We start from the raw sequence: 22,286 nt of genomic DNA, 5'->3' as shown, positions 1-22,286 counted from the left end.
TTCCCGCGTATAAAATTGCCGGCTACCAGGAAAAATCCTTGTATTGATACGCGAACAGCAACAGCGTGAGAAACTGAATTTCGTATTTTTTCTCTTCCTTCTGCAACGCTTTTGCCGCGTCCACGGGGTCCATGGCCTTGGCATAAGGGCGCTCGGAAATCATGGCGCAAAAGGAGTCGGCAACAGCGCACAGGCGACCAATCTTACTGATTTCTTCGCTGCCGGCCTTGCGCGGGTAGCCAGAACCGTCCAGCCGTTCGTGATGCTCAAAAACGCAGCTTTTCATGTCCTTGAAGGTCAACCCAAGTTTTTGCGCCATCTTCATGCCTACCAGCGGATGCTGGTTGATTTTGGCGCGTTCGTCCTGGGTCAGGGGCGAGGTCTTGGTCCGGACAAATTGGGGAATCTTGCTCATGCCCATGTCATGGAGAAATAGTCCCAGTGTCACGCGGTCCAGTTCGCGACGTTCAAATTGCCCCGTGCGCATGCGCAGGTACAGCCATAAGCCCACAATGCCCGTGTTGATGGAATGATTGACCAGGGTGTGCTCCTTGAGCAGGCGTTTGATCAGGGAGCGGATGCGGTGACTGTCCTGGCCAAGGTATTCAGTCAGGACCATGAGGTCGGCGTAAAGCTGGTCAAAGACCACCTGGACGGACTGGTCGAAAAAAGCTTCCAGACGAAGCTGCAGCGCCTGGATGATGATGTCGGCGATTTCACCTTCCTTGAGGTTCTTGTCCACCAACACCAGGTCGAGCTGCTTGCAGATATGCTTGGAGTAAACGGGGTGATCAGAGCGCGACACGAACAACAGACTGTCGTTGCAAAGCTCGACGACCTGTTCCACCTGTTCGTTTGTAAGGCGTTGGCCCTTTCGTGCATAGGGCATCAACTGCGCAATGTCTTCCTTGAAAAGGTACAGATCCAGGGGAGGGCGATATTTGGGAAAGCTCGCCAGAATTTCTGGATTGATCTGATAGTATTCCTCGGAAATATTGTCCGGGATGGTCGTCTTAACTGCGCACACTGGTCACCTTCCTGGCAGAACGTAACATGCGGCCTTGTCGCTTGAATATTGCTGCATGTCTGTCGATCTAATCAATGTATCTTGCAAATAGAATACAGCCGTACCCCTTACGGCTCAAACTGTACAGTCGGGAGGCTGCAATGCCTCGTGAGCATGGGGTTCTGCCAAGAGCGCCATGCTCCTAAATTGTGCTGATTGCGTAAATCATAACGCGGGGATTTAGTCAACGCAACACGTTGCCATAGGGCAAAGGCAATAAAAAAGCAGAAATATGGAAAACAGCAAACTTGAGAATTTGCCAGGTACATAAAACGAATACTCTCCTGATTCCTTACATGGGTGCCTCCTCTATCACATCCGCCACAGCTCCAATAAAGCATGCCGCTCTCTGTTGCATGGGGCAATGTGGTTTGCAAATCACGATGTGTCATTATCTCGGGTACCCGTTTGGCATATTTTGAAATGACAAAATACATGGGGGAGAAGATTACTGCGCTGTAAAACACCAAGGTTTGCAGCGCTGTTTTTGTTTGCGATTTTTAAGAAGGGGAAGACGGGCGGCAGCGCACACAGGGCAAGGATATCAGCCCGAGCGGCCATACCCATTCCTTTTTGGGCCTTTTGGAGCAAAACGGCGTGGAGCAAAGCCCCAAGGCGGATGGCCAGATGGCATCGCTGTACCTTGTAAAGAAAATGATGCTGTTTTGGTGTTGCAATCTTGACAATGTAAAGAGAGTTTGAAAGTAATTTTTCTAGAAAAATTCTACATTATATCTACATAAAAAACCCGCCCCCGCTTGACAGAGTCGGGGGAATAGGACATGGGGTGGTAAAAAGTGGTAAATAGTGGTAAAAGACTCCCAAGGTGGATGCCCCATGTTGTTTCGAGGAAAAGCACAACGCGCTCTGGACGCCAAAGGACGGCTCATGTTGCCGGCCGAGTTTCGCGACGTGGTTTTTTCACGCAGCGAAGAGGGCGTTTTTGTGCTGACCTGCTACGACGGGTGTCTGGTGGGTTTTCCCAAGCCTGATTGGGAGGAATTTGAGAACAACCTGCTCAAGGTGGGCAACGCGTCCAGGAAACTGCGCGATTTCAGGCGGCTGGTCATCGGCAGTGCAGAAGAGCTCTCCCTGGACAAGCAAGGCCGCGTTCTGCTTTCTCAGGCGCACAGGGCTTACGCCAAGCTGGACAAGGAAGTGTTGCTCATCGGGCAGTTGCAGAAGTTTGAAATATGGAACTCCGGACAGTTCACGACGGATATTGAGGAGCAGGATTACGACGACGTGACAAGTGAGCTCGAGGAACGAGGCATAACTATACCATTGTAGCAAGAGCGCCTGAAATGCCGATTGTGGCTTGGGAGCGCGAGTGGGAACAGCATGCAGCATATTACAGTCCTTTTGCACGAGGTGCTTGATTGGATCGCCCCTCGCAAGGGAGGCTGCTACCTGGACGGAACCACCGGCCTTGGCGGTCATTCCGCGGCTATTCTCGAGGCTGTGCAGGGTGACGCTAAGCTGCTTTGCCTGGACCGTGATCCTCAGGCCCTGGCGTTGGCTCGCGAGCGGCTTGCCCCATGGCGGGATTCGGTGGTCTTTCGGCAGGCGCGTTACAGTGAGTTCCCTGAGATCTTGGAGGAGCTGGGATGGTCCGGGCTGGATGGCGCAGTGTTGGACCTCGGCGTTTCGTCAATGCAGTTGGACGAAGCTGACCGGGGTTTCAGTTTTTTGCATGACGGCCCCCTGGACATGCGCATGAGCCCGACAGGGCCAGAGCCGCCGGCGAGCAGGTTGGTGAACAACGCGGGAGTGGATGAATTGAAGCGCATTATCTGGACATACGGCGAAGAGCCCCAGGCGGGGCGCATTGCCCGCGCTATTGTCCAGGAGCGTGCTCAAGAGCCCATAGAGACGACCAAACGGCTGGCGGACGTGGTGGAGCGCGCTTACCCCGCTTCCTGGCGAGCCAAGGCGCGGAACCACCCTGCAACCAGAACTTTTCAGGCGTTGCGTATCGCAGTGAACCATGAGCTCGAGGAGCTTGAAAGTTTTTTGAAGGATATTCCGGATTGGCTGCAGCCTGAAGGCAGAGTGGCGATTATTTCCTTTCACTCCCTGGAGGACAGGTTGGTGAAGCATACCATCCGCCATGAAGCGAAATCGTGCACCTGCCCCCGTGAGGTGCTGCGCTGCGTGTGCGGTGGCCCCAGGATGAAGGTGCTGACCAAAAAGCCCCAGCTCCCCACGGATGCGGAGATGCGCGCCAACAGCCGGGCACGCAGTGCCAAGCTGCGGGTTGCTGAGCGCCTGCCGCGACGGCTGCCGGAGCGGCTGGCAAAGGCTGCCGGACAGCAGGAAGGCAAAGAGTGATGGCTGCTGCGTCCAATCCTTCGAGCAAGCGGTGGATGCTGCTGATTTCCTTTTCCGGAGTCATCACCGTTGTATTGGGGCTTACCCTGGCCTGGCTGAACATTGAGCGCACTGATTTGGCCTACGGACTGAAGACCATGCAGGGGGAGGCCAAGGAACTGGAAGACCACGTCGCCAAATTGCGCGTGGAACGCGACAACCTCCTGGCGCCGTATCGTCTGGAGAAAATGGCGGAAAAGCTTGGCCTGGATGCGGCCAAAGCCGGACAGATTCGTAGGATGGGACGTGACGATGGCTAGAAACAAACGAGAATACCGCGGTTCCAAACGCGCAGAATCCCGCCTCGATTTGGGGCGTGGGCGTTCTGGTACCCGTAGCGGGACTCTTGGGAAAAAGGATTCCAGGAGTTCGCGCGCTGTTACGCGCAAGGATTCTCGTAAGGCCTCGGGCGGCGGTCTGTTCTCAAGCAATAAACGCAAGAGCCCTGTCAAGGCCACAAGCTCTAAGCGGCGTTCAGGTTTTAGCTTCGGCGGCTCTGGCCGTTTTGATTGGGTACGGTTCCGTCTCGGCGCCGTTGCCGTGGTTTTTGCATTGCTGTGGGTCGCCCTTTGGGGGCGCGCCTACTACGTGCAAATCGTCGAGGGGCCAAAACTGGCCGCCATGGCCCAGCGGCAGCACCGCACCACAGAGTTCGTGGTCGGCGAGCGCGGACAGATAGTTGATAATAAGGGGAAGCTGCTGGCCAAAAGCGTGGCCATTAATTCTATTTTCGCCAATCCTGCCCGGGTCCCCAATCCCAGTGCCGCGGCTGCCAAGCTTGCCGGCATTCTGGACATGGACGCCGGTCGGGTGCGGAAACTGTTGACGTCCAAATCGCCTCATGTGTGGATTGCACGGCAAATTGGCGACGCGCCTGCAGCGGCTATCCGCGAAGCAGACATCGCGGGTGTGCACATTACCACCGAATACGCCCGCCAGTATCCGAACAAACACTTGGCAGGGCGGCTTCTCGGTTTTGTGGGGCTGGACGACAAAGGTTTGGAAGGCCTGGAGGCGGCCTTTGACGATCGCCTGGCGGGCAAGCAGGCGCACCTGACGGTGGAGCGCGACGCTACGGGCCGTAAGCTGTATTATGACGAGATGGGTAAGCAGGTGGATATCCGCGGTAAGGATGTGCGCCTCACCCTGGATGTGAACGTACAATACAATGCCGAAGTGGCCCTGGAAAGCGTGGTAAAGAAATACCAGGCCAAGTGGGGCGGCTGCCTGGTAGTAAGGGTGGCGGACGGCAATGTTCTGGCCTGGGCCGAGTACCCCTTCTTTAACCCGAATTCGTACAACGACTATTCGCCTGAGCAATGGCGCAACAGAATTGCCTTGGACCCCATTGAGCCTGGCTCTGTGGCCAAGCCGCTTCTGGTGGCCGCCGCCATGCAGGAAGGCGTTGTCGCCCACGACACCATTTTTTACTGTGAAAAAGGGCGCTGGCGGCTGGATGGCAAGGTCATCAAGGATATTTCAGCGAAAGACTGGCTGCCTGTCAGCAATATTCTGCGTTTTTCGAGCAACATTGGCGCGGCAAAAATCGCTCTGGCGCTTACCAAAAACAAGTACTACGACTACCTCGTCCGGTTGGGATTCGGGCAGCGCATTGGCCTGCCTCTGGCGGGCGAAAGCACCGGCATTTTGCGCCCCGGCAATACGTGGGAGGAATTTGAACTGGCCACTGCCGGATTCGGGCAGGGCTTTTCCACTACGCTGCCGCAACTGGCCAAGGCGTATTTGTGTCTGGCCAATGAAGGCGTGATGAAGCCGCTCAGACTGGTGGCAGACCCATACGAAGCGACCCAGGCGGAGACCAGGGTTTTTGATCCGCGCATCGCCACAGAAGTGCTGCGCATGATGGAAGGTGTGGTGGATGAAGGCACCGGCCACCGCGCGCAGCTGCCTGGACTAACCGTTGCCGGCAAGACCAGCACGGCTCAAAAGGCATCGGCTAAAGGCGGATACGGTTCTGAAGTTGTTGCCTCTTTCATGGGGCTTGTTCCGGCTTTGAAGCCGGAATATCTCATCATGGTTACCGTCGACGAACCCAAAAAACAGCATTATGGCGGCGTGATAGCAGCGCCTGCCTTCAAGGAAGTGGCGCTCAAGACCCTGGCTTACCTGGGTGAGTTGCCCGACAAGCCTGTGGTTGCTGCTGCCCTTGAAGATGTGACCTCGGAAGCTTCGGTGCGGTTTTGTTCAAGTTCCGAAATGCGGGGCAAGGTAGATAGAAGTTGCGTGATTCCAGGAGATGCCGTGCCCGACGTGCGGGGCCTGAGCATTCGGAAGGCGATGGAAATACTTGCTGGCAAGGGCGTGGTGCCCAGCCTCAAGGGGAACGGCAATGTTGTTGCCAAGCAGACACCCCCTCCAGGAAAGCCATGGCCCGCCAGTGCCAAACAATGCACGATATGGTTGCAGGACAATGCAGAACGATCCTAACCCACATGGTGGGCACGAGATGCCTTACGAGGAACTGCTGGAACTGGTCCGCGGCGGTCTGACCGTACAGACCCACTCGGCTCGTGTGCAGCCTGGGGACGTGTTTGTCGCGGTTCCGGGTGTTGCTGTGGACGGCGCCGCCTTTATCCCGGACGCTATAGAGCGGGGGGCTTCGTACGTAGTGGTGAAAACCGGGGTGGAGTTGCCTGCCGACGCCCAGGTTGCGCATCGCGTGGAGCATCCGGACCCGCGTGCCGCCCTTGGCGAAATGGCCGCAGCGCATTTCAGCACCGATAAGTTGTCATTTCCCATGATTGGCATCACGGGCACGAACGGCAAGACCACCACGTCGTATCTCATTGAGCATTTGTTCGCATCCACTGGTAAAAAAGTCGGTGCTTTTGGCACGGTGAGCTACCGCTGGCCAGGCACCTATATTGAAGCGCCCCTGACCACGCCGGACTGCTGGCAGTTGCATGAATATCTGGCGCGCATGCAGGTGGAAGGCGTTGGGCTGGGCGTGATGGAGGTATCCTCCCATTCCCTGGACCAGAAAAGGGTTGCCGGCGTCAAATACGCCTTGGGCGTGCTGACAAACGTCACCCAGGACCATCTGGATTACCACAAGGACATGGAGTCCTATTTCGCGGCCAAGAGCCTGCTTTTTGTCCAGGGCGGCCGCCCTGACAATCAGCCTGCTGATCGCGCAGTTATAAATTGGGACGACGCCTTTGGCCGACGCTTGCTTGAACAATTGCCCGAATCTTTGGGTTTTGGTTTGAAGGAAATGCCCCCGCATTTGCACAAGCGCGGTCTGCACGGGCGCATCACCAGCAACACGGTGGATGGCCTGGAGCTGGAAATGCGGTTTGGTGACAGAATCTGGTCGCTCAAATCCCCCTTGGTCGGCGCTTTTAATGCGTCCAACCTGTTGGCTGCCCAGGCTGCGGGGTTGGCCATGGGGCTTGAACCGGAACAGATGCAGGGGCTTTCGGATTTCATGGGCGTGCCGGGCCGTTTGGAGCGCATCCCTAATGAGCGTGGTTTGAATGTGTTTGTTGATTACGCACATACACCGGATGCATTGGAAAATGTGCTTGCAGCGCTCAAGGAACTGGATTTCGACCGCCTGATCACGGTGTTCGGCTGCGGCGGTAATCGTGATCGTGCAAAGCGCCCCTTGATGGGCGAAGCCGTCTGCAAATACAGCGACGTTGCTGTGCTTACTTCTGATAATCCACGGCACGAGAATCCTTTGGACATCATGAACGATGTACGGCCCGGCCTGCGTAACTGCGCCATGGTTCTGGAAACACCGGACAGGCGCATGGCCATTGCCACGGCCATTGAAGAAATGCGCACCCGTGACGTGCTTGTCGTCGCTGGAAAAGGGCATGAATCCTACCAGCAGGTGGGAGATGAACGTCGCCCCTTCAGTGATCAGCAGATCATCAGGGAGATGCTGTCGTGAACATGAATCTGGCCGCCATCGCCACCGTTATGGGGGCGCAGGTGCAGGGGCTCTCTGAGGAGCTCCTTGCCGCCATACCTGTCGGCTTGCAGTCGGACAGCAGAACGCTGGCGCGTGGCGAACTGTTCCTCTGCATTCCGGGAGAGCGTTTTGACGGCCATGATTTCGCAGCACAAGCCCTGGAAAAGGGCGCCCTGGCTATAGTCACAGAACGCGATTTGGATTTGCCTGACGGCGCGCCGATACTGCGGGTGGGTAACGTGCTTACCGCCCTTGGCCAGGTGGCCAGAGCCTGGCGCGACCGGAACAAGGCCAAGGTGGCCGGGGTCACGGGGTCTGCCGGTAAGACGACAGTCAAAGAGTTGCTTGCCCTTGTTTGTAGCATGAAGGGCGCAACCGCCAAGAATCACCTGAACCTGAACAATCAGATCGGGCTGCCCCTGTCTATATTGCAGACGGATGGGGACGAAGAATTCTGGGTATTTGAAGCCGGCATCAACTATGACGGCGAGATGGATATTTTGGGGCGCATACTCGCGCCGGACCTGGCTCTCATAGTCAATGTAGGCAGCGTCCACTCGCAGGGACTGGGAGATGTGGCCGGCGTGGCGCGGAACAAGGCCATGCTGCTGCGTCATCTTACCCCCGGCGGCAGGGCGGTGCACAGCCTGGACTATCCGGAGCTGGTGAACGCTGTGGCCGAGTATCCCGTAACGTCTGTGGGCTTCAGCGCGAAGGGTAAGGACGCCCCCTACACTGGCGAATACCTGGGCCCGGGACGTGACGGTAAGGGACGTTACGCAGTGACCATGAAGGGCGAAAGGGTTGAACTTGAACTGCCCTGGCGCGGCGCCTTTATGGCGGAAAACCTGGTTGCGGCCGCCGCTGCGGCAAGTGAACTGGGGCTGGATGTTGCGCACATACGCGAAGGGCTGCTGGTGGCGCAACCTGCGGAAAAGCGTTTTCAGCGCTGGGAAAAGAACGGTTTGCTGGTGGTGGACGATACCTATAACGCCAATCCCCTTTCCATGGGGCAATCGGTATTGAGCGTGGTGGAACTGGCTGAAGGGCGTCCCTTGGCACTGGTGCTTGGTGAAATGCTTGAACTTGGCGAAAGCGCGGCCATCGCACATGAGGAATTGGGGAGAGCAGCAGCCATATCTGGCGCTGATCTGCTCATTTGGCGCGGGGGGCACGGTCAAGACGTGCAGCGCGGATTGGAACAGGCCGACTACTCCGGAGCGTTTGCCACGGCTGCAACGCCGGAAGAATTTATCGAACTGTGGCGGAAACAGGGACTCGAAAACGGCATGGTGCTTTTCAAAGGATCGAGAGGCGTCCGTATGGAAGAGTTCTGTAACGCCCTGCGCCGGGAGCTGCACGCATGATCTACAACCTGCTCTACCCTTTGAGCCAGGATTTCGGCATCTTCAATGTTTTCCGTTACATAACGTTTCGGTCTACATGGGCGCTCATGACCGCGTTGGTTATCACCATCGTCATGGGACCGATCTTTATCGCCTGGCTGCGCAGAATCAAATTTGGCCAGTACATTCAGGAAGATGGCGTATCTTCGCACCAGCAAAAGGCCGGCACTCCCACCATGGGCGGTATTCTTATCGCGGCTGGGCTGCTGGTCAGCGTGCTGCTCTGGGCAGACCTGACCAACGTCTATGTCTGGCTGACAATTTTTGTGTTTTCCGGCTTTGCGTTCATAGGGTTTCTGGATGACTACTCCAAGATACGGAAACGCCACAATAAAGGGTTTACAGCCAGGAAAAAGTTTCTGTGCCAGATTCTGGTGGCAACTGTGGCCATGTTCCTGCTGATAAATGAACCGGCATACTCCACCAAGCTGGTGCTGCCGTTCTTCAAGGATGCGCAGCCTGATCTTGGCTGGTTTTACCTGCCTTTCGCCGTCATGGTTATGGTGGGGGCATCCAATGGCGTGAACCTGACGGACGGGCTGGACGGTCTGGCCATCGGGCCCACCATCGTCGCTGGAGTTTGTTTCGCAGTATTTGTTTATGTTGCCGGGCACGCCCAGATGGCTCGCTATCTGCAACTCATGCACGTGGCAGGTGTGGGCGAAGTCACAGTCTTTGTTGGGGCGCTCATCGGCGCAGGGCTGGGATTTCTCTGGTTCAACGCGTATCCGGCACAAGTTTTCATGGGCGATGTCGGTTCACTCAGCCTGGGCGGAACCCTTGGGTTCATCGCCGTGCTCTGCAAGCAGGAGCTGGTTCTGCTGATCGTGGGCGGTCTTTTTGTCATCGAAACCCTCTCGGTCATTCTGCAGGTTGGGTATTTCAAGTTCAGCGGCGGTAAACGCATATTCCGGATGGCGCCGCTCCATCACCATTTCGAACTCAAGGGCATTCCCGAGTCCAAGATCATTATCAGGTTCTGGATCCTTTCGATCCTCCTGGGACTGGCGGCCCTTTCGACATTGAAGCTCAGGTAGGAGAAGCGTCGTGGGCAAGAAGGAAATACTGGCGCGCAAGCCCTTGCAGGGTAAGACAGTAGCCGTGGTAGGAGCAGGGCGCTCCGGCCGGGCTGCTTCAATGCTCGCCGCCGCCCTGGGCGCATCGGTCCGGTTGCTGGAAAAGGATTTTTCCAGGCTGAAGGCCGAGCATCCCGATTTCATCGAAAAGGCCGCGGCCAGCAGCATCACCATGCACTCCGGGGAGCACACGGCGGAGCAGTTCGCCGGTGTGAACATGGCAGTCATGAGTCCGGGCATCCCAGTGGCCAAGATCAAACCCTTGTTGCCGGAAGGCGCAGGCGTCATCGGCGAGGTGGAACTGGCAAGCCGTTGTGTTTGCAAGCCTGTTTTGGCAGTGACAGGAACCAGCGGCAAGACGACTACCGTATCCCTGGCCGCCGCCATGCTGGAACATGTAGGGCGCAAGGTCTTTTTGGGGGGCAACATCGGTGCGCCCCTGTCTGAGTATGTTCTGGCAGAAGAAGAGGCGGACATCATGGTGTTGGAACTTTCCAGCTTCCAGCTCCAGACCTGTGTAAATTTCAAGCCCTGGGTGGCTGTCCTGCTGAACCTGACGCCCAATCATCTGGACTACCATGCCGACATGGAAGAATACGCCGAAGCCAAAATGCGGATTTTTGCGCGGCAGGATCCAGGCGATCACGCCATTCTGCCCTTGGTCCAGAAGGATGAGCTGGAACCCAAAGTCAAGACTGAAGCGCGGGTGATCTGGTACTCGCCCAAGAATCGTTTTTATACCAAGTATCTGCCTGGCGAGCACAACCAGGCGAACATGGAAGCAGCCTATCAGGCTACGCGGATTTTTGGCGTAACCGAGAATGAAGCACAGCGGGCTGTCAAAGACTTCCGCCCCCCGAAACATAGACTGGGGCGCGTGCGGGAGTTCAATGGAGTGCTTTATGTCAATGATTCCAAGGCAACGACCGTTGATTCACTGCGTGTTGCCCTGAAAAGTTTTGACAAGCCGATTCTGCTGCTTGCCGGCGGTAAGTTCAAAGGCGGCGATCTGGGCAGCCTGCGCCCCTTGTTGAAAGAAAAGGTCAAGCAGGTTTGCCTGTACGGGGGCAGTCGCGAACAGTTCGAATCCGCATGGAACGGCGCTGTGCCGGTACATTACGAGCCGGATATGGAAAAGGCCCTGCGTTTCGCGAACGGCAAGGCTGCGGAAGGCGACGTAGTGTTGCTTTCCCCCGCCACGGCGAGTTTTGATCAGTTCAAGAGTTATGAAGATCGCGGGCTGCGTTTTGAAAAAATGGTGGAGGAGTTGTCATGAGTCTGCTGCGCGCTGCAGAACATGGTGAATCCAGGGGACACATGGACTACTGGCTGCTGGCTGCGACCCTGCTCATGGCAGGGGTGGGGCTGACCATGGTGCTTAGCGCAAGCGGCGTTATGGCTGAGAAGTATTATGGCGACAAATACTTTTTCTTCCGCAAGCAACTGGAATTCATGGGGCTGGGTGTTTTTCTCATGTATCTGGCATCGCGGGTGAGCATTACCCGTATTTATGCAGCCAAATACTGGGCTTTGGGCTTGGTGGCGCTTTTACTGCTGCTTACGCTTTTCACACCCATGGGGGTGGAAGTGAATGGCGCGCGACGCTGGTTGCGTGTGGGCGGGCTTTTCACCCTGCAGCCCATGGAGTTCGCAAAGATTACGCTGGTCATCTACCTGGCCTGGTTCCTCAGCAACAAGCAGGCCCTGGTAAAAACCTTCAGCGTGGGCGTGATACCGCCCTTTGCTGTGACGGGCATGCTCTGTCTGCTGGTTCTGGTGCAGCCTGATTTCGGTGGAGCGGCGTTCATGGTGGGCATACTTTTTCTGATGTGCCTGGTGGGCGGCACCCGGCTTATTTACCTGGCCATGGCTTCTGCAATGGCTGGCGCCGGCGCCTGGATGCTGGTGGTGCAGTCAGCTTACCGCAGTCGTCGTTTGATGGCTTTTCTGGATCCTTTCAAGGACGCCATGGACACGGGCTACCAGCTTGTGCAGTCGCTGTATGCATTTGGATCGGGACACATTTGGGGGCTGGGCCTGGGCGCTGGCAAGCAAAAGCTCTTCTTTCTGCCGGAAGCGCACAACGATTTCATCATGGCGGTGATGGGTGAAGAGCTGGGATTTGTGGGCGTATCCCTGGTGTTTCTGCTGATGGGAATGCTGCTGCTCAGAGCCTTTCAGGTCAGCATGCAGCAGGAAAACTTGCAGGACAGACTTGCCGGATTCGGCGCCACTTTAATTCTGGCGCTCGGCGCTGTGCTGAACATGGCTGTTGTCTTGGGCACCGCCCCTCCTAAAGGCGTACCCATGCCGTTTATGAGTTACGGCGGCAGCAGCCTGCTGTGTTCGTTCATTTGTGTGGGAATTTTGCTCAATCTCTCGCGTGACAGAAATGCGCGGGGTAGTTCGGTGGGTGAGGCATGCAGCGCGTAATTCTGACCACGGGCGGCACTGGCGGGCACATTTTCCCCGCTTTGGCCGTAGCCGAAGAGCTCAAGGCCCGGAATCCCCAGGCCCGCATACTGTTTGTGGGTGGTGTGCGTGGGCCAGAGGCAGAGCTTGCCGCACGCTCCGGTCTTGAGTTCACGGCCTTGCCCGTGCGCCCTGTGCTGGGGCGCGGACTCAAAGCGCTGACCGCCGGTTTCTGGCTGACTCTGGGAGTGGCCAAGGCCCTGGCCGTGCAGTTGCGCTTCAAGCCGCAGGTTGTTCTCGGTCTTGGCGGTTACGCCGCCTTTGCCCAGGTGCTTGCCGCCGTGCTTACGGGCACGCCCAGCGCAATACAGGAACAGAACAGCGTCCCAGGTCTCACCAACAGATTGCTGGGGCGTTTCGTCAAACAAATTTATGTCAGCTTTGAGGATAAAGACGGCCGCTTTCCTGCCGGTAAAGTGAAACTGCTTGGAAACCCCGTTCGCAAGACTATCCGCGAGGCTGCTACACAAAACGGAACCGTTAACGACAATGCAGGTATACGCCCTAAACTGTTGATTCTCGGTGGTAGCCAGGGCGCCATGGCGGTGAATACCGCGGTGATTGAGGCTCTGGACCGTTTTCGTGAGGCCGGTGTTGAAATTTGGCACCAGGCCGGAGCAAGAGATTATGAACGCGTCCGCCAGGCATATACGCCGCACCTGCAAAAGGGGCTGCAAGCCAAAGTGGATGCGTTCATAGACGACATGGCCGCTGCCTACGCATGGGGCGATCTTGCCTTGTGCCGGGCTGGGGCCACTACCGTTGCCGAACTTACCGTTGCCGGATTGCCCAGCGTGCTGGTGCCTTTTCCCTATGCCACGCACAATCATCAAAGCGTGAATGCAGGCTATCTGGAAAACGTAGGAGCGGCGAAAAGGGTAGAACAAAAGGATATGGAAAAGACAGACCTGCCTGGCCTGGTGCTTGGCCTGCTGCAAGATAGACAAACCCTGTGGGATATGGGCGCCAAGGCTGCAAGCCTGGGCAAGCCCGAAGCGGCCGCGCACATAGTGGACGCCATGGAATCCCTGGCCAAGGGCAAATAGAGTGAAGGAGTAGGGCGGTGACTTCCAGCGAAGCGCAACACATGCAGGATATGGTTAGCAGCATCCACATGGTGGGTATTGGCGGCTCAGGTATGAGCGGCATTGCAGAAGTGTTGCTGAACCTCGGCTACCAGGTGAGCGGCTCGGACCTTTCCGAGAGCCCCGTGGTCTTGCACCTGCGAAGCCTGGGCGCGACCATAGCCATTGGCCACGATGCGGCTAATCTGCCAGACACCGCCCAGGTGTTGGTGAAGTCCACCGCTGTGACCCTGGACAACCCAGAAGTGCAGGAAGCCGCGCACAGGGGTGTTCCCATCATTCCCCGTGCTGAGATGCTTGCCGAACTGATGCGCCTGCGCCGCGGTATCGCCGTTGCTGGAACACATGGCAAGACGACGACCACATCGCTTTTGGCTTCCATTTTCGACGAGGCCGACCTGGACCCCACCGTCATCATTGGCGGGAGGCTCAATGCTTACGGCTCAAACGCCAGGCTGGGCGAAGGACGATACCTCATTGCCGAAGCGGATGAATCAGACGGCTCTTTTCTCTGTCTGCTGCCCATCACGACGGTTGTGACCAACGTAGATGCCGACCATCTGGATTTTTACGACGGTATCGAAGCCATAGATGATGCCTTTGTGCAGTTCATGAATCAGATTCCGTTCTACGGGGTGAACGTGGTTTGCGGTGATGACGCGGGCGTAAGGCGGCTTTTGCCCAGAGTAAAGCGCCCTGTCATGACCTACGGGTTTGGCAAGGAAAACCAACTGCAGGGCGAGGTGCTGGAATGCGCCGCCACGAGCCGTTTTCGCGTCATCTACAAGGGCGAGGTTCTGGGCGATGTGAGTCTGGTGCAGCCAGGACAGCACAACATCCTGAACGCCTTGGGCGCCTTGGGTGTCGCCATCAGTTCCGGCATCGAGCCTGAAGTCGCCATTCGTGGATTGGGCAAGTTTCGCGGCGTGGGACGCCGCTTTGAAGTCAAAGGTGAACGCAACGATGTGCTGGTCGTGGACGATTACGGGCACCATCCTGCCGAGATAGCAGCAACGTTGGCCACGGCGAAGAGTTGCCACCCGGACCGCAGGTTGGTGGTGGTTTTTCAACCGCACCGGTTTTCACGCACCCAGGCGCTTTTCGGTGATTTCTGCAAAGCCTTCGACAAGGTTGATAAATTGATGCTGACAGAAATTTACCCCGCATCCGAGGCGCCTATTCCAGGTGTCAGCGGCCAGAGTCTGGCCCAGGGCATCCATCAGGTATCCAGCACGGATGTTGAATTTTTTCAGGATTTCGAAGCGGTCAGCGAACGCTTGCCGCATGTGGTGCAGCCGGGCGATCTGCTTTTGACACTGGGCGCGGGCAGCGTCTGGCAAGTAGGGCAGCGCTATCTGGAGGCAAAGTGAATGGGATTTACCGTCGCCCCTGCTCCCAACCTGCGGGAGAGAACCACGCTGCACCTGGGCGGACATGCCCTGGCAGAGGTGGTTATCGCCGATACGCAGGGACTGGAACGCCTGCCAGAGAAGTTGCAGGAGCTTGGCGGTACGCCCTTTGTCATCGGGGGCGGCAGCAATCTGCTTGCAAGGGATGGCGAACTGGAACTGGTTCTGCTGCGCATGAAGCAGGAGCCGGAACCGCAAATTTTACGACAGGACGCGCAAAGTGCAGTGGTCAGCGCACCTGTCGGTATGCGTCTGCAACGTTGTTTGCACTGGCTGGCAAAGAGAGGACTTTCCGGACTGGAAGGCCTGAGCGGCGTGCCAGGGAATATCGGGGGCGCTGTGGCCATGAACGCCGGCTCTTTTGGCAGCGTTATGGGCGATCAGTTGCACAGGGTGCAGGCGCTGGTGCTGCGAAATGGCGCATGGAAGCTGGAATGGTTGGAAAAGGGCGATTTTTGCACTGCATACCGCAGGTTCTCGCTGCAACATAAGGCGGCATTTTTCATGGTGACGGCGGTGGAACTGGAATTGAAGCATGGGAAAGCGGTTGAGATCGCCGCAACCATGCGGGAGAATCTGGCTAAAAAAAAGGCCAGCCAACCCATCACGGCCTGGACCGCCGGGTGCGCCTTCAAGAACCCTGCGCCGGATGCCCCCGCCGGTATGTTGCTGGACAAGGCAGGAATGAAGGGCGCTGTGTTGGGAGGCATGACTTTTTCCACAGTGCATGCAAATTTTTTGGTGAACACCGGGACCGGAACCAGCGATGCTGCGCTGGAACTGCTGGATATGGCGAAGGAGCGGGTTTTTGAACGCTTTGGCCACAAACTGGAACTGGAAGTGAAACTATGCCCGGACATGTAGCGACAGCCAGACGCCCGAGCCGTCTGGGGCTTGCCCAGGGAGGCAACAGGTATCGCCAGTCCCGGAAAGGGAATAAGCCTGCGCGCCCTGCTTTTCAATGGGGAAAGTTCGGCCGGTGGTTCACGATTGGTGTGTATGTTTTTGTGGGCATCAGTTTCTTTCTGGCAGTGAGTCTGGGATTGCTGGCGGCTTATCGCTGGATGACAAGAAGCAACAGCTTTGGCCTTGAGCAGATACAGGTGCAGGGCAATGCCTACCTGAAATATGAAGACGTTCTCAATGCTGCAGGCCTTGAACTGGGGCAGAATGCTTTTGGTCTGAATATGAAGCAGATTGAACGTAATCTGCGCGGTCTGCCCTGGGTAAAAGGGGTGACGCTGAAGCGTGAATTGCCGGATACGCTCAGCATTACTCTTGTGGAGCGTGAGCCACGCTATTGGCGGCAGCAGGGTGAAAAACTTTTTTTTGCCGACAAGGATGGCGAGATCATCGCCCCCGTTGAGACAGGGCATTTCAAGGCATTGCCTGTGCTGCATCTGGAAGAGGGGGCGCAGGATGCTTTGGAAGTGCTGCAGGCCTTTGGGACACGCGCCAGGGCGCTGCACTCGCCGTTCGATCCCAGACAGGCAGCGTGGATACGCGTGAAGAACGACGGGGATATAGAGCTATATTTCGAGTCCAGGGACCTGCTGGTAAGCCTGGACAGTCGGGAGTGGGAATTGAATCTGGATTGTCTGCGCCGAGCCTGGGCCGACCTTGTGCGACGTGGCGAGCACAACAGTGTACATGCCATGGCGGCCTATGGTGCAAAGGTTTGGATAACCAGATCATGATGCAGGGGGCGCGTTTGTGAGCGCTCCGCAAGAAGACGTCAACAGGGAGAATCAAGCATGGCCAAGCCCGAACTGATAGTCGGCCTGGATGTCGGAACAACGAAGATCTGCGCGGTTGTCGGCGAGATAGCCGATGGAGGTGTGGATATCGTCGGTATCGGCACCAGCCCTTCCACCGGATTGCGCAAAGGCGTGGTGGTGAACATCGAGCAGACCGTGCAGTCCATCAAAAAGGCCCTTGAAGAGGCCGAATTAATGGCTGGATGCGAAATCCGCTCAGTGTATGCCGGTATCGCCGGCAGCCACATCAAAGGCTTCAACAGCCACGGCGTCATAGCCGTGAAGGGCGGAGAAGTCGGCCCCAAGGATATCGAACGGGTCATCGACGCCGCCAAGGCAGTAGCCATTCCGTTGGACCGCGAAGTCATCCACATCCTGCCGCAGGAATACATTGTGGACGACCAGCGCGGTATTGCCGATCCGCTGGGGATGGCCGGTGTCCGGCTGGAGGTCAAGGTGCATATTGTTACCGGCGCGGTGACGTCTGCGCAGAACATTGTGCGCTCCTGCCACCGTTCCGGGCTGGATGTGGACGACATCGTGCTGGAAGCCCTGGCTTCGTCCAAGGCAGTGCTCACCGAAGAAGAGCGCGAGATTGGCGTAGCCCTGGTCGATCTTGGAGGGGGCACATCTGATATCGCCATTTTTTCGGATGACTCCATCAAGTACACGGGCGTGCTGCCCCTGGCCGGCTCCAACCTGACGAACGACATCGCCTTTGGCCTGCGCACCCCCATGGCGGCAGCCGAAAAGATCAAGATCAGGTACGGGTGCGCACTGGCCGAACTGGTGCGCAGCGATGAGACCATTGAAGTGCCCAGTGTCGGTGGCCGCGAGCCACGGCTGCTTTCTCGCCAGATACTGGCTGAAATATGCGAACCCCGGGTGGAAGAAATCCTGGGGCTGGTGGATCAGGAACTGATCCGCTCCAATTGCAAGAATCTTATCGGCGCCGGTGTTGTGCTTACAGGCGGCACGTCGCTGATTCAGGGTATTGAGGAACTGGGGGAACAGATCTTCAACATGCCCACGCGCATCGGCTACCCCCGCAGCATAGGCGGCCTGCGCGATGTCGTGAATAGCCCCATATTCGCCACGGCGGTCGGGCTGCTGCTCTACGGAGCGGAAAAACAAGGTGCAGCGCAAAAGCTGCGCATCAGAGACACAAACGTCTTTAACCGCATCCTTTCACGGATGCGCAAGTGGTATGCGGACATTTCCTAGGCTCCCGCACAGCCTGGAACTACACAAGTGGGTGGAAAAGGAGGAAGGTTATGGAATTCTTGGAACTGGAAGGTGAAGCCAACGCTGTTATCAAAGTTTTTGGCGTAGGCGGAGGCGGTGGCAACGCCGTCAACAACATGATCAGCTCCGCGCTCCGGGGAGTGCGTTTTGTTGCTGCCAATACGGACATTCAGGCGCTGAACCGCTCCAAGGCGGAATTCAAGCTCCAACTCGGCGACAAGCTGACCAAAGGGCTGGGCGCTGGTGCAAATCCAGAAACCGGCCGTGACGCAGCCTTTGAAAGCATGGATCAGATTTCTGACCTGGTCAAAGAGTGCGACATGGTTTTCGTCACCGCCGGAATGGGTGGTGGCACCGGAACAGGCGCTGCTCCTGTCATTGCGCAGGCAGCAAAGGACGCCGGCGCGCTGACTGTTGGCGTTGTGACCAAGCCGTTTTATTTTGAGGGCAAGAAGCGTCGCGAACTGGCTGAAGCAGGCATTCAGGAGTTCCGCAAGTACGTGGACTCCCTGATCTGCATTCCCAACGACAGACTTCTGGCCCTGGCCTCCAAAAAGGCCACGTTCCTTGATATGCTCAAGAAGGCCGACGAAGTCCTGTACTACGCGGTCAAAGGTATTTCCGATCTGATCATGGTGCCCGGCCTGATCAACCTCGACTTTGCAGACGTCAAGGCTGTGATGAGCGAGATGGGCCTGGCCATGATGGGTACCGGTATCGCCAGGGGCGAATCCCGCGCCAAGGAAGCCGCCATGAAAGCCATCACCAGCCCGCTGCTGGAAGATGTCTCCATCGACGGCGCCATGGGCGTGCTGATGAACATCACCTGCGGTCCTGATCTGACCATCGACGAGGTGAGCGAAGCTGCCAGCACCATTCAGGAAGCTGCTCACGAAGACGCCAAGATCTACTTCGGTACTGTTTTTGAACAGGAAAACATCGATGAGATGCGGATCACCGTCATTGCCACTGGCATCGACGCCAAGGACAATCAGATTGGTTCTGACCGCACAGCACCAGGCAAGGTGACCCCCATTCGTCGCAGCGAAGGACGCGCACAGAATCTGACCACTACGCCGAAGCCGCAGCCGCAGCAATCTGCGCCGCAGCAAATGCGCCCCAGGCAGCGTTCTGTTTCCGTGGGTGGTGATGATGACATGAACATCCCGGCTTACATCCGCAGGCGCCCTCAAGATGAAGGGCAGCAGAAGCAGCAGGTCTCCAACGGCGGGCACGCGCCCGGCGAAGAGGACTTCATTTTTGACGAAGAGGAGTTCGAGATTCCATCGTTCATCCGTAAACAGGCGGACTGATTCCCCGGCCACGTCTGTTTTGGATGACGTCATCCCTAGGAACCCGTAACCTCCACACCCCTCCACAGCCTGGTGCCTGGGCGAAGGCTCGGAGCCTTCGCCCAGAGCATCATGGGTGCGGACCACAGGGAGGAGGAATGCCTGGCGTCCACCGTAATCTGGTGGAGACAGGCATCGTGCGGCCTCCCTGGCTGTTTTAGGATTCTGTGTGCGGGAAGCAAGCTGGAACAGGACATAAAACGCCCTGGCATAAAAAAAGCTGATCGAAACTGCGAAAATGCTTGCCAAGCAGAGCGCTTTTGTCTATGAATCTCGTTTCGCGGAGAGGTGACCGAGCTGGCCGAAGGTGTACGATTGGAAATCGTATGTGCCCTAACCCGGCACCGGGAGTTCGAATCTCCCCCTCTCCGCCATCAAGCATTCAAGCCCCTGGATTTCCGGGGGCTTTTTATTTGTGCGGGTTCCATACTTCCCAACTGCTACACCAGGGGGAAGGAAGATACTCAATCCCACTCAGTAAGGGGGTAAGGCCATTTGTACCCCTTCCCAGATTATTAGAGCGCCACGCTGCGCCACATGTAAAGTTGTAGCCTTCCCTTAAAACAGGACCAGCAAAAACTGGAGATTTCTGGCAAAAGGTTCCCATGGAGGAAGCAATGCGGAAATCTCGATTCACTGAAAGCCAGATCCTCAAGATTCTCAAGGAAGTCGAAGGCGGTCGCAAGGTTGCTGATGTCTGCCGCGAATACGGCGTGAGCCAAGCGACCTACTACAGCTGGAAGTCCAAGTACGGGGGCATGGAAGCCTCGGATATCCGGCGCCTCAAGGAGCTCGAAAAGGAGAACCGCAAGCTCAAGCGCACGTTCGCGGACTTGAGCCTGGAAAACGAGGCGCTCAAGGACGTTATCACAAAAAAGCTTTAAGGCCGGCTGAGAAGCGCGATCTGATCGATCATAGTCATGAACACGGTCTGAGCATCAGGCAGTCATGCGCCGCAGTGCGTCTGAGTCGGACCGTCTACGGCTATCAGCCTACGCCGCGGGATGACGCGCCCGTGATCGAAGCACTGCTCAAGCTGGCCGAACGCTATCCGCGCTACGGCTTCGGCAAGCTCTTCGCTGTTGTACGCCGGCACGGCTATCGCTGGAACCACAAACGGGTCTACCGCGTATACTGCCTGTTGAAGCTGAATCTGCGCCGCAAGGGCAAGAAGCGGTTGCCTTCAAGGAATCCGCAACCGTTGGCCGTGCCACCCGAGGCGAATGTGTGCTGGTCGCTGGACTTCATGCACGACGCCCTCATGAGCGGGCAGCGATTCCGGACCTGCAACGTGCTGGACGACTTCAGCCGGGAGTGCCTGGCCATCGAGGTGGATACAAACCTGCCGGCGGCGCGGGTTACGCGAGTGCTCGACCGCATTGTTGCCTGGCGTGGGCTTCCCGAACGGATTCGAATGGATAACGGACCGGAACTGGTCTCGGTGACCATGGCCAATTGGGCGGAAATCCATGGCGTGGACCTGGAGTTCATACAGCCAGGCAAGCCGACGCAAAATTCGTACGTCGAGCGCTTCAACAAGACGTACCGCAATGAAGTGCTTGATTTTTATCTCTTTCGCACTCTGACTGAGGTCAAGGACATCACGGAGAACTGGATCAAGGAGTACAACGAGGAACGGCCCCACGAATCACTTGGCGACCTGACGCCAGCCGAGTACCTCGAAGCCCATTCACCCCAGGAAATCTCTACTTTTGGCTGGCACTAACTTGGGGAGGTTTACAGTCGGAGGCAGCGTCCCGGAGGCGGAACAATAACTGGGGTGTCCGGTTTAGCGGGGGCAACTCCACTGCGCCACATGTAAAGTTAACTGAAAGACAAAATAATGAATGTCCCACCATAGTCGGTGGGGGAAGTGTGTCGTGCATGAAGTAAAACTGTAAAGACAAGAACGAATAGTGCAGGATTAGAAATTTACCATTTTTTCAAGCTTGAGATATCGTCTGTAATAGGGATTAGTCCACAATCCATCACGGCTTTGTATGATCAAAATGTCGGCTTTTCGCGCAAGCTCATTGTAGAGTTGGATGTCAAAATCAATGACACTCCAGTGCATTGCGAATGTTTCTCGAAAATGCGTAGCTATTTGAGGGAGAGATTTTTCCAAAAAAGAGTCATGCACTATGAGCACGGACTTGTCTGTAAAGGGGCTGGGAGGCATTGCTGCGCTGTGAAAGACAAGAACAGCAAGGTTGGAGTTCGATACAGGAATGCCACGTATAAGTTTGGCTTGGGGCCTATTATCTGAATATTGTGGTTGAAGACGATTGAATTTGGTCCAGATTCTATCAACCTCGGCTTGAACTGCTCCAGTGGAGGTAATGTCGACTTCCTTGATATGTTGCTCGGGTGAATACTCCGGGAACAGTCGATGCAGGATGAGCGTGTCGTGCAGGGCCTGCCCATAAAAATTATAGTGAATGGCGCGTGGAGAAACAATAAGCTTTGCTTGCTCATTGAGGGTCGGTTTCGAAACCGGAGGGTGCGAGTCATAGGATCTATACTTCTGGAAGTCCTCCCACATCAGAAGCAGGGAAGGAATAGATTGTTGGGCATTACGGATGCGTGGGTAAAACGTCTGGAACTGATCTTGAAAGAAATCTGCTGCAGGTCCGGTGATGAATTCGGGATAGATTGAAGGTTGCGATGGAGACATGATCAACAAAAGTGTTTTGCCTTTGCTTTTTATCGCCTTCTCAAAGGAGGTGAATGCCTTGACCATCTTGTCGAATTCCCAGTTCAGATAGCGCGGTTCATCCACAACATGGGTAAGAGGATAAGCCCAATCCCCTTTGCCCAGGATAACATCTTTTGGTGTAGGAGAATCGCCAAACAACACAAAATCTAGCGTGTGATCGAGTTTCAGAAGGCGATCTCTGAAAGGCAGGTGGTCCCAGACATAGTCTGAGATTTTTTGCCAATAGGCCGTGTCAAAAAAATCTCCGATGTCTGGTTGTTTCAGGTCAACGCTACGGCGGTTTTGCAAATTGCTCGCAGAGGTGTCGTAGTGAAGAAGGTGTCCCATGATTGGCAGAAGGAGGAAAGCTCCAAGCAGGACTATGTTGGTTATATGTAGGGCCTTTTGCATTG

General features: G+C 56.4%; 18 protein-coding genes and 1 tRNA gene. 17 read left to right on the top strand and 2 right to left on the bottom strand.

Going from position 1 to position 22,286, the window contains the following annotated elements; genetic code table 11:
* Positions 1 to 22: 22 nt before the first annotated feature.
* A complete protein-coding gene (locus ACZ5EH_RS21725; RefSeq protein WP_464275947.1) occupies positions 23 to 1,027 on the bottom strand; it encodes an HD-GYP domain-containing protein in 1,005 nt (334 codons plus the stop codon).
* An 876-nt stretch (positions 1,028 to 1,903) separates the two neighbouring features.
* Between ACZ5EH_RS21725 and mraZ the strand changes: the two genes are divergently transcribed.
* From mraZ to ACZ5EH_RS21640, 17 genes are all read left to right on the top strand, one after another.
* On the top strand, positions 1,904 to 2,356 hold the full coding sequence (gene mraZ / locus ACZ5EH_RS21720; protein WP_464275946.1) for a division/cell wall cluster transcriptional repressor MraZ: 453 nt from the start codon (positions 1,904 to 1,906) through the stop codon (positions 2,354 to 2,356).
* Positions 2,357 to 2,407: 51 nt separating this feature from the next.
* Positions 2,408 to 3,397: a 16S rRNA (cytosine(1402)-N(4))-methyltransferase RsmH gene (rsmH, locus tag ACZ5EH_RS21715; RefSeq protein ID WP_464275945.1), complete on the top strand. Its 990-nt coding sequence runs from the start codon at positions 2,408 to 2,410 to the stop codon at positions 3,395 to 3,397.
* A complete protein-coding gene (locus ACZ5EH_RS21710) occupies positions 3,397 to 3,696 on the top strand; it encodes a hypothetical protein (RefSeq protein WP_464275944.1) in 300 nt (99 codons plus the stop codon). The genes rsmH and ACZ5EH_RS21710 overlap by 1 nt, the downstream gene beginning before the upstream one ends.
* The gene (locus ACZ5EH_RS21705) at positions 3,689 to 5,884 is read left to right on the top strand and encodes a penicillin-binding transpeptidase domain-containing protein (RefSeq protein WP_464275943.1); all 2,196 of its coding nucleotides are present in this window, start codon (positions 3,689 to 3,691) and stop codon (positions 5,882 to 5,884) included. Before ACZ5EH_RS21710 ends, ACZ5EH_RS21705 begins: the two co-directional genes overlap by 8 nt.
* Positions 5,868 to 7,355 (top strand): UDP-N-acetylmuramoyl-L-alanyl-D-glutamate--2,6-diaminopimelate ligase, encoded by a 1,488-nt coding sequence (locus ACZ5EH_RS21700; RefSeq protein WP_464275942.1) that lies wholly within the window; start codon positions 5,868 to 5,870, stop codon positions 7,353 to 7,355. Before ACZ5EH_RS21705 ends, ACZ5EH_RS21700 begins: the two co-directional genes overlap by 17 nt.
* A gap of 2 nt (positions 7,356 to 7,357) precedes the next feature.
* Positions 7,358 to 8,743 carry a UDP-N-acetylmuramoyl-tripeptide--D-alanyl-D-alanine ligase gene (locus tag ACZ5EH_RS21695; RefSeq protein ID WP_464278344.1) on the top strand — a complete coding sequence of 462 codons (1,386 nt, stop codon included), beginning with the start codon at positions 7,358 to 7,360 and terminating at the stop codon, positions 8,741 to 8,743.
* Positions 8,740 to 9,819, top strand: coding sequence for a phospho-N-acetylmuramoyl-pentapeptide-transferase (gene mraY / locus ACZ5EH_RS21690; protein ID WP_464275941.1), 1,080 nt, complete (start codon positions 8,740 to 8,742; stop codon positions 9,817 to 9,819). Before ACZ5EH_RS21695 ends, mraY begins: the two co-directional genes overlap by 4 nt.
* A 10-nt stretch (positions 9,820 to 9,829) precedes the next feature.
* Entirely contained in the window at positions 9,830 to 11,134 is a 1,305-nt protein-coding gene (gene murD / locus ACZ5EH_RS21685) for a UDP-N-acetylmuramoyl-L-alanine--D-glutamate ligase (RefSeq protein ID WP_464275940.1), read from the top strand.
* Positions 11,131 to 12,291, top strand: a complete 1,161-nt coding sequence (gene ftsW / locus ACZ5EH_RS21680; protein WP_464275939.1) for a putative lipid II flippase FtsW — start codon at positions 11,131 to 11,133, stop codon at positions 12,289 to 12,291. Before murD ends, ftsW begins: the two co-directional genes overlap by 4 nt.
* Positions 12,279 to 13,376, top strand: coding sequence for an undecaprenyldiphospho-muramoylpentapeptide beta-N-acetylglucosaminyltransferase (gene murG / locus ACZ5EH_RS21675; RefSeq protein ID WP_464275938.1), 1,098 nt, complete (start codon positions 12,279 to 12,281; stop codon positions 13,374 to 13,376). Before ftsW ends, murG begins: the two co-directional genes overlap by 13 nt.
* 41 nt (positions 13,377 to 13,417) lie before the next feature.
* The gene (gene murC / locus ACZ5EH_RS21670; RefSeq protein ID WP_464278343.1) at positions 13,418 to 14,785 is read left to right on the top strand and encodes a UDP-N-acetylmuramate--L-alanine ligase; all 1,368 of its coding nucleotides are present in this window, start codon (positions 13,418 to 13,420) and stop codon (positions 14,783 to 14,785) included.
* Positions 14,786 to 15,688, top strand: coding sequence for a UDP-N-acetylmuramate dehydrogenase (gene murB / locus ACZ5EH_RS21665; protein WP_464275937.1), 903 nt, complete (start codon positions 14,786 to 14,788; stop codon positions 15,686 to 15,688).
* A complete protein-coding gene (locus tag ACZ5EH_RS21660; RefSeq protein ID WP_464275936.1) occupies positions 15,673 to 16,521 on the top strand; it encodes a cell division protein FtsQ/DivIB in 849 nt (282 codons plus the stop codon). The genes murB and ACZ5EH_RS21660 overlap by 16 nt, the downstream gene beginning before the upstream one ends.
* Positions 16,522 to 16,578: 57 nt before the next feature.
* Entirely contained in the window at positions 16,579 to 17,805 is a 1,227-nt protein-coding gene (gene ftsA, locus ACZ5EH_RS21655; RefSeq protein WP_464275935.1) for a cell division protein FtsA, read from the top strand.
* 50 nt (positions 17,806 to 17,855) lie between these two features.
* Positions 17,856 to 19,139, top strand: coding sequence for a cell division protein FtsZ (gene ftsZ, locus ACZ5EH_RS21650; RefSeq protein WP_464275934.1), 1,284 nt, complete (start codon positions 17,856 to 17,858; stop codon positions 19,137 to 19,139).
* A gap of 321 nt (positions 19,140 to 19,460) precedes the next feature.
* A tRNA-Ser gene (locus ACZ5EH_RS21645) sits at positions 19,461 to 19,552 on the top strand.
* A 243-nt stretch (positions 19,553 to 19,795) separates the two neighbouring features.
* Positions 19,796 to 20,904 (top strand): IS3 family transposase gene (locus ACZ5EH_RS21640; RefSeq protein WP_464274191.1). Its coding sequence is split into 2 segments (ribosomal slippage): positions 19,796 to 20,048 and positions 20,048 to 20,904, totalling 1,110 coding nucleotides; the frame shifts between segments, so codons are not numbered across the junction.
* Between the two features lie 198 nt (positions 20,905 to 21,102).
* Here the strand turns inward: ACZ5EH_RS21640 and ACZ5EH_RS21635 are convergent.
* On the bottom strand, positions 21,103 to 22,284 hold the full coding sequence (locus ACZ5EH_RS21635; protein WP_464275933.1) for an alginate O-acetyltransferase AlgX-related protein: 1,182 nt from the start codon (positions 22,282 to 22,284) through the stop codon (positions 21,103 to 21,105).
* Between the last annotated feature and the right edge of the window lie 2 nt (positions 22,285 to 22,286).

The sequence above is a fragment of the Desulfovibrio biadhensis genome (genome assembly GCF_055388615.1).
The sequence above is the reverse complement of the archived record's forward strand: the minus strand, read 5'-3'. Positions and strand labels throughout refer to the sequence as shown.

Excerpts from the sequence above, each read along its gene's own strand:
- mraZ (WP_464275946.1), top strand. The coding sequence starts at position 1,904 with ATGTTGTTTCGAGGAAAAGCACAACGCGCTCTGGACGCCAAAGGACGG.
- rsmH (WP_464275945.1), top strand. The coding sequence starts at position 2,408 with ATGCAGCATATTACAGTCCTTTTGCACGAGGTGCTTGATTGGATCGCC.
- ACZ5EH_RS21710 (WP_464275944.1), top strand. The coding sequence starts at position 3,397 with ATGGCTGCTGCGTCCAATCCTTCGAGCAAGCGGTGGATGCTGCTGATT.
- ACZ5EH_RS21705 (WP_464275943.1), top strand. The coding sequence starts at position 3,689 with ATGGCTAGAAACAAACGAGAATACCGCGGTTCCAAACGCGCAGAATCC.
- ACZ5EH_RS21700 (WP_464275942.1), top strand. The coding sequence starts at position 5,868 with ATGCAGAACGATCCTAACCCACATGGTGGGCACGAGATGCCTTACGAG.
- ACZ5EH_RS21695 (WP_464278344.1), top strand. The coding sequence starts at position 7,358 with ATGAATCTGGCCGCCATCGCCACCGTTATGGGGGCGCAGGTGCAGGGG.
- mraY (WP_464275941.1), top strand. The coding sequence starts at position 8,740 with ATGATCTACAACCTGCTCTACCCTTTGAGCCAGGATTTCGGCATCTTC.
- ftsW (WP_464275939.1), top strand. The coding sequence starts at position 11,131 with ATGAGTCTGCTGCGCGCTGCAGAACATGGTGAATCCAGGGGACACATG.
- murG (WP_464275938.1), top strand. The coding sequence starts at position 12,279 with ATGCAGCGCGTAATTCTGACCACGGGCGGCACTGGCGGGCACATTTTC.
- murC (WP_464278343.1), top strand. The coding sequence starts at position 13,418 with ATGCAGGATATGGTTAGCAGCATCCACATGGTGGGTATTGGCGGCTCA.
- murB (WP_464275937.1), top strand. The coding sequence starts at position 14,786 with ATGGGATTTACCGTCGCCCCTGCTCCCAACCTGCGGGAGAGAACCACG.
- ACZ5EH_RS21660 (WP_464275936.1), top strand. The coding sequence starts at position 15,673 with ATGCCCGGACATGTAGCGACAGCCAGACGCCCGAGCCGTCTGGGGCTT.
- ftsA (WP_464275935.1), top strand. The coding sequence starts at position 16,579 with ATGGCCAAGCCCGAACTGATAGTCGGCCTGGATGTCGGAACAACGAAG.
- ftsZ (WP_464275934.1), top strand. The coding sequence starts at position 17,856 with ATGGAATTCTTGGAACTGGAAGGTGAAGCCAACGCTGTTATCAAAGTT.
- ACZ5EH_RS21635 (WP_464275933.1), bottom strand. The coding sequence starts at position 22,284 with ATGCAAAAGGCCCTACATATAACCAACATAGTCCTGCTTGGAGCTTTC.